This is a genomic window from uncultured Fretibacterium sp. (genome assembly GCF_938030725.1).
Classification (GTDB): Bacteria; Synergistota; Synergistia; order Synergistales; family Aminobacteriaceae; genus Fretibacterium.
The window spans coordinates 1-4,650 of record NZ_CALHIQ010000094.1 but is presented as its reverse complement, the minus strand read 5'-3'; the positions used below and the strand labels follow the sequence as shown (position 1 = coordinate 4,650).

Below are 4,650 nucleotides of genomic sequence, written 5' to 3'. Positions count from 1 at the left end.
CCATGCTGCGGGAAGGGATGTCCCCGGAGTCCGTCGCGCGCTTCACCCGCCTTTCCCTGGACGAGGTCGAGACCCTGAAGAGGAGTTAAGAGGTCGGCCAGTCGCTGGATTCCCGCGGCCATCTGTGGTGCGCGTCCTCTGGGGAAGCTGAAGGCGGGCCCGAAGCACGTATTGAGCCCTGAGGAGCGTGCGCAGGTGTCGGGAGGCTACATCAACAGTGAGCCGTAAGGATGTATCAGACCAAAGATTCATCGAGCGGCGCATTTGTATTTCCCAGACTAACTAGCGGCATCTGCAATGACATCCAAAAAGAGCAAGTCTTCCGGTTGGATGCCTAGGCGAGAATCCGTTCGCTTTCAATGACGAGAAACCAGCGTTGTCCGACTTGCCTTTTTCAACAGGATGGTTTATTGTACGTCAGTCTTTTGGAACTTGAGTTTTTAATTGGAATTGGGCGTTAAAGCGGACCGTTCGCTGGTCTTTCAGTTCGGACGGACCCCGTTATCGAAAAACAACAGGGAGGAATTATCGTGGCAAGAAACTTGAGAGGAAGAAGTTTTCTTAAGCTTTTAGATTTTGAGCCGTCGGACGTTCGGTACCTTCTGGACCTGGCGAAGAACTTCAAGGACCTGAAGCGCACCAGGACGCCGCACCGCTACCTTGAGGGGAAGAACATCGTCCTGCTGTTCGAGAAGACATCGACCCGGACCCGTTGCTCCTTTGAGGTCGCGGGGATGGACCTGGGGATGGGCGTCACCTACCTTGACCCCGGCAGCTCTCAGATGGGCAAGAAGGAGAGCATCGAGGACACCGCGAAGGTCCTCGGCAGGATGTACGATGGCATCGAGTACCGCGGCTTCAGCCAGAAGCTGGTGGAGGAGCTTGCGCTGTACTCGGGCGTTCCCGTCTGGAACGGCCTGACGGACGACTTCCACCCCACCCAGATGCTTGCGGACCTTATGACGATGGAGGAGCACTTCGGGCACCTCAAAGGGCTTAGCTGCGTCTTTATGGGCGACGCCAGGAACAACGTCGCGAACTCGCTGATGATCGCCTGCGCCATGACCGGCGTGAACTTCACCGCCTGTGGCCCCAGCGACCTCTTCCCGAAGGCGGAGCTCGTCGAGAAGGCCAAGGAGATCGCAAAGAGGCAGGGGTGCACGGTGTCGCTCAACTCCAACGTCGATACCGCGGTTAAGGGTGCCGATGTCCTCTACACCGACATCTGGGTTTCCATGGGAGAGCCTGACGATATCTGGGAGAAGAGGATCAAGCTGCTCTCGCCCTATCAGGTCAACCGCCGCGTGATGGACCTGGCCTCGCCGGACGCGATCTTCCTTCACTGCCTGCCGTCCTTCCACGACCGCAACACCACCATCGGCGAGGACATCTACAAGAAGTTCGGCATCCCGGAGATGGAGGTCACGGACGAGGTGTTCACCTCCGACCGCTCCCTCGTCTTTGAGGAGGCGGAGAACCGGATGCACACCATCAAGGCCGTCATCTTTGCGACGATGTGCTGAGCGGAGGACGGATCTTGAGTAAAGTTGTCGTTGCGCTGGGCGGCAATGCCCTTGGCAATACCCCGGAGGGACAGATCGAGGCGGTCCGCAAGGCAGCCCCGTCCATCATGGGGCTGGTGAAGGCCGGCCATCAGGTGGTCATCGGGCATGGAAACGGCCCGCAGGTCGGAATGATCAACAACGCCTTCGATTTCGCCTCGCAGGGAGATGGCAAGACGCCTTACATGCCCCTCGTCGAGTGTGGCGCCATGAGCCAGGGGTATATCGGTTACCACCTTCAGCAGGCGCTTCAGGCCGAAGCGGAGCGCGTGGGGCTGAAGCTGGACGTCGTGAGCGTCGTGACGCAGGTTGAGGTCAGCGCACAGGACCCCTCCTTCCAGGACCCCTCCAAGCCGGTGGGCAACTTCTGCAGCAAGGAGGAAGCGGACGCCATTGCGGCGGAAAAGGGCTGGACCTTCGTCGAGGACGCCGGACGCGGCTATCGCAGGGTCGTTCCCTCTCCTCTTCCGGTGAAGATCGTCGAGATGGACGCCATCAAAAAGATGATGGAGATGGGAATGGTCGTCATTGCGGTCGGCGGCGGCGGCATTCCGGTCATCTGCAAGGGAGATCGTTACGTGGGGATCGATGCGGTCATCGACAAGGACAGGAGCTCCGCCCGCCTTGCGTCGGACCTCGACGCCGACGCCCTGGTGATCCTGACGGCTGTTGACCGCGTGGCCATCAACTTCAACAAGCCCAATCAGAAGGACCTGGCACACCTGACGGTGGCAGAGGCCAAGGAGTACATGAAGAGCGGCGAGTTCGCCAAGGGCAGCATGTTGCCCAAGGTCGAGGCCTGTCTGGCCTTCGTCGAGGCCAAGAAGGGGCGCAAGGCCGTAATCACCTCCCTCGCCCTTGCCGCAGAGGCTTTGAAGGGCGAAGTCGGGACGGTCATCGAGGCTTAGGCCAGCTTCGCCGTAGAGAAATCACGCTTTCAAATCCGTAAGCCAAAGGGCCGCTCCGTTTTCTGCGGAGCGGCCCTTTCTCATGGGCTGGATCGGCAAGTCAATCCTCGATCACTCCCTGCCTAGCCGCGCCGAGCGAGAGCAGGCGCCGTTCGAGGTCCAGAAGCCCGACCGTGAAGCCGTCCTCACGCGGGGAGGTGGACGGAGGGTGAGGGCGTCCTTTCGGCGTGTGGAAGGGGAGCGTGATCGTCTTGAAGTCCATCCAGTCCGGTCGGTTCGCCGCGACGCGCGCGGCGGCGCGGTAGAGCTGGAAGCAGTCCGACAGGGAAACGTGCGCTGCAGCGTCCCCAACGGCCTCCTCCGCGCGCTGAATGTCCTCCGTGGCGGACAGCGCGCGGGGACCGCAGCACACCGCGTCCACGGCCTCGCTGAGCCGCGGCGGCTTGAAGCGATTCCTCCCCGGCAGGGCGCAGAACTCCGTCAGACCCCGCATGGAGCACCAGCAGGGGAGGAGGAGCTGAGCCACCTCTGGAAGGAAGGCCATGTCGAAGCGAGCGTTGTGGATGACAAGCCCCTCGACGTTCCAATGGTCCCAGAACGCCATCAGGTCGGGCCAGTCCTCGACGAAGTAGGGCGAACCGTCGGGGCGTCGGGCGCGCAGGGCCAAAAGTCTTTCGAGCGTCAGGCCGTGGACGCGGACGAGCCAGCGATTGAAAGGTTCGGTAGGAAGGTAGAAGCGGTTGAAGAAGGCGAGGAGGCGCCCCGCCTCGTCGAACACGATGGACGAGGCGGAGAGCACGGAGGTCCCAGGGTAGCCGTTCGTTTCGAGGTCGAAGGCCGCGATGTTCAAGCCGGCTTAATCCCCGTTCAGGAAGCTCCAGGCGAAGCCGGCGTGGAGGGCTGCCGCGCGTTGGAGCTGCGCCTCGTCCAGGTTGAAGGTTGGCGAGTGATGGGGGCAGCGGGTCCCCGGCTGGGCGGGGTCGCCGACGCCCAGCTGGGCGAAGGTCGCCGGCACGGCACGGCCGTAGAAGCTGAAGTCCTCGGACCCCATGTTCACGGGCGCCTCCTCGGCGTCGGCGCCGAACATCTCCTCTGCCGTTGCCTTCAGGATTTGGGTCAGCTTCGGGTCGTTGATGACCGCGGGGTAGAAGCGCATGTAGTTCAGGTCGATCGTGCAGCGCGTCGTCAGGGCGACGCCCTCCGCGATGCGGCGCATGGCGGCCTCGACCCTGTCCTGCATCTCCGGGCTCAGAGCGCGGGTCGCTCCCATCAGGGTGACGCTCTCAGGGATGATGTTTCGGGTTTTTGTGGAGCTCTCCACGCTGGTGATGCTGATGACGGCCGTATCCGTGGGCGCGACCTCGCGGGAAACGATGGTCTGGAGAGCGCAGCCCAGCGTGCAGGCGGCGACGACGGGGTCCACGGCCTTCTCCGGGGCGGCACCGTGCCCTCCCTTGCCCGTGACGACCAGGTCCCAGCCGTCGGCGGAGGCCATGCAGGGGCCGGAGCGATAGAGCACCTTGCCGGTGGGGTAGAGGCTGAAGAGGTGGAGGCCGAAGACGCCGTCCACGCCCTGAAGCGCCCCCTCCTGGATCATGACCTTGGCGCCGCCGCGGGGGCCGTCCTCCTCGGCGGGCTGAAAGAGCAGGCGCACCGTGCCGGGCAGCTCGTCCCGAATCTGCATCAGGATGCGCGCCGCGGTGAGCAGCCCCGCCATGTGCCCGTCGTGTCCGCAGGCGTGCATGACGCCGTCGTTTTTGGACCGATACTCGACGTCGTTTTCCTCGTGGATGGGCAGGGCGTCGATGTCCGAGCGCAGGGCCACGCACCTGCCGGGGCGGGCGCCCTTGATGTCGGCGATCAGGCCGCTCGACGTCCCGCCGTAGCCGCGATGGAGGACCGGGATGCCCAGTTTCCCCAGTTCCTCCTCGATGCGGTCCGTCGTCCGCGCCTCCTGCCAGGAGAGCTCCGGATGCGCGTGGAAGTGTCGCCGCAGAGCTACGGCGTCACGCTCATATTCCCTCGCCAGGTCCTTGATCCTGCTCAGCATGTTCATCATCGTGCCTCCATCTTCCTTCAATCTGTTGTCGCTTCCCCCAAGCGTTTTGTCTAAAACATTATAATCGCTAGATTGTCAAGCTAAAAGCAACAGGCAAATTGAAAAAAGGCCTCATTAGGGG

General features: G+C 62.6%; 4 protein-coding genes. 2 read left to right on the top strand and 2 right to left on the bottom strand.

Features of this window, described 5'->3' with window-relative positions; genetic code table 11:
* Positions 1-530: 530 nt before the first annotated feature.
* The gene (gene argF, locus Q0629_RS05895) at positions 531-1,523 is read left to right on the top strand and encodes an ornithine carbamoyltransferase (protein ID WP_298780136.1); all 993 of its coding nucleotides are present in this window, start codon (positions 531-533) and stop codon (positions 1,521-1,523) included.
* Positions 1,524-1,537: 14 nt separating this feature from the next.
* Positions 1,538-2,470: a carbamate kinase gene (gene arcC / locus Q0629_RS05890; RefSeq protein ID WP_298780134.1), complete on the top strand. Its 933-nt coding sequence runs from the start codon at positions 1,538-1,540 to the stop codon at positions 2,468-2,470.
* Between the two features lie 100 nt (positions 2,471-2,570).
* Here the strand turns inward: arcC and Q0629_RS05885 are convergent, their stop codons facing one another.
* Entirely contained in the window at positions 2,571-3,320 is a 750-nt protein-coding gene (locus Q0629_RS05885) for a hypothetical protein (RefSeq protein ID WP_298780131.1), read from the bottom strand.
* 6 nt (positions 3,321-3,326) lie between these two features.
* Entirely contained in the window at positions 3,327-4,550 is a 1,224-nt protein-coding gene (locus tag Q0629_RS05880) for an amidohydrolase (protein ID WP_298780128.1), read from the bottom strand.
* Between the last annotated feature and the right edge of the window lie 100 nt (positions 4,551-4,650).